General features: G+C 42.8%; 1 protein-coding gene. It reads left to right on the forward strand.

The genetic code is table 11. From position 1 onward, the window contains the following. A partial coding sequence (locus tag FLQ44_RS21870; protein WP_276607907.1) for a phosphoribosylaminoimidazolesuccinocarboxamide synthase occupies nt 1-341 on the forward strand: 341 nt, incomplete at both ends.

Below are 341 nucleotides of genomic sequence, written 5' to 3' on the forward strand. Positions count from 1 at the left end.
GTTGGGCAAATGCGGAACAGCTTGCTCAAATGAAAGAATTGACTCAAAAAGTGAATGTGGTACTTAAAGACTTATTTGCTCAAGGCAACATGCTTCTTGTTGATTTCAAACTTGAATTTGGTGTGTTCCATGACCGTATTGTTTTAGGTGATGAGTTCTCTCCAGACGGTTGTCGTCTATGGGATAAAGACACTAAGAAAAAACTCGATAAAGACCGTTTCCGCCAAGGCTTAGGTGGTGTGGTTGAAGCTTATGAAGAAGTTGCTGCTGGAATTGTACCTATTGCAGGGGCAAGTGATGGTGGAGGCTCAATCCGTATTCCCGCATCATATTGTGGGTTG

It is taken from the genome of Vogesella mureinivorans, from assembly GCF_007644035.1.
Lineage (GTDB): Bacteria > Pseudomonadota > Gammaproteobacteria > Burkholderiales > Chromobacteriaceae > Vogesella > Vogesella mureinivorans.